Below are 1,210 nucleotides of genomic sequence, written 5' to 3' on the forward strand. Positions count from 1 at the left end.
GTCAGATACTGATTGATCAGGTTTTCGTACGCTTCCTGGCGGCCGCTGATCTGCTTGGGTGCGTTGCCGGCAGCATGCTTGGCCAAATCGGCCAGCGTGCTCTTGCCTGCGGCAAAGTCGGCGCCTGCACCCTTGTCGAAGCTGGCGTAACGCTCGGCGCGCCACTGTTCCAGCGGCGAGGAGGTCAGCAGCGCGTCGGCCACTTCCAGCCCGCGTGCGAAGGCATCCATGCCGCCGATGTGGGCCAGGAACAGATCCTGCGGGTCGGACGATTCGCGCCGCACCTTGGCATCGAAGTTCAGCCCGCCCGGTGCCAGCCCCCCCTGCCGCAGCATCACCAGCATCGCGCCGACGGTGTCGTACAGGTCGGTCGGGAACTGGTCGGTGTCCCAGCCGTTCTGCGGGTTGCCGCGGTTGGCATCGATGCTGCCCAGCAGGCCGGCATCGGAAGCCACCTGCAGATCATGCTCGAAGCTGTGGCCCGACAGGGTGGCGTGGTTGGCTTCGATGTTGAGCTTGAAGTCCTTATCCAGGCCGTGCTGGCGCAGGAAGCCGATCACGGTAGCGCTATCAAAATCGTACTGGTGCTTCATCGGCTCCATCGGCTTGGGCTCGATCAGGAAGTTGCCGGTGAAGCCGATCGCACGGCCGTAGTCGCGCGCCAGGGTCAAAAAGCGCGCCATGTTGTCCTGTTCGCGCTGCATCTGGGTGTTGTGCAGGCAGGCGTAGCCCTCGCGGCCGCCCCAGAACACGTAGTTTTCGCCGCCCAGTTCCACGGTGGCATCGATCGCGGCCTTGACCTGCACCGCCGCGCGCGCCACCACATTGAAGTCCGGGTTGGTCGAGGCGCCATTCATGTAGCGCGGATGCGAGAACAGGTTGGCCGTGCCCCACAACAGCTTGATGCCGGTGTCGGCCTGACGCTGCTTGGCGATGCCGACCATGTGCGTGAGGTTGCTCTCGTATTCGCCGATGTCGTCGGCATCGGGCGACAGGTCGATGTCGTGGAAGCAGTAATACGGCACGCCGAGCTTGGTGAAGAACTCGAAGGCGGCATCGGATTTGGCCTCGGCCCGCGCCAGCGCGCTGTTGCCCACATCCCACGGATACGCGCGCGTGCCCGGGCCGAACGGATCGGCGCCATTGCCGCAGAAGCTGTGCCAGTAGGCCACGGCAAAACGCAGATGCTCGGCCATGGTCTTGTCGCCGA

The 1,210-nt window shown here is 64.6% G+C and carries 1 protein-coding gene; it reads right to left on the reverse strand.

Annotation, left to right across the window (positions count from 1 at the left end; all coding sequences use genetic code 11):
* Positions 1-1,210, reverse strand: a 1,210-nt coding sequence (xylA, locus tag XpruCFBP8353_RS23000; protein WP_101365256.1) for a xylose isomerase, incomplete at both ends; no start/stop codon positions are given.

The organism is Xanthomonas prunicola (assembly GCF_002846205.1).
In the GTDB taxonomy this organism is placed as follows: Bacteria; Pseudomonadota; Gammaproteobacteria; order Xanthomonadales; family Xanthomonadaceae; genus Xanthomonas; species Xanthomonas prunicola.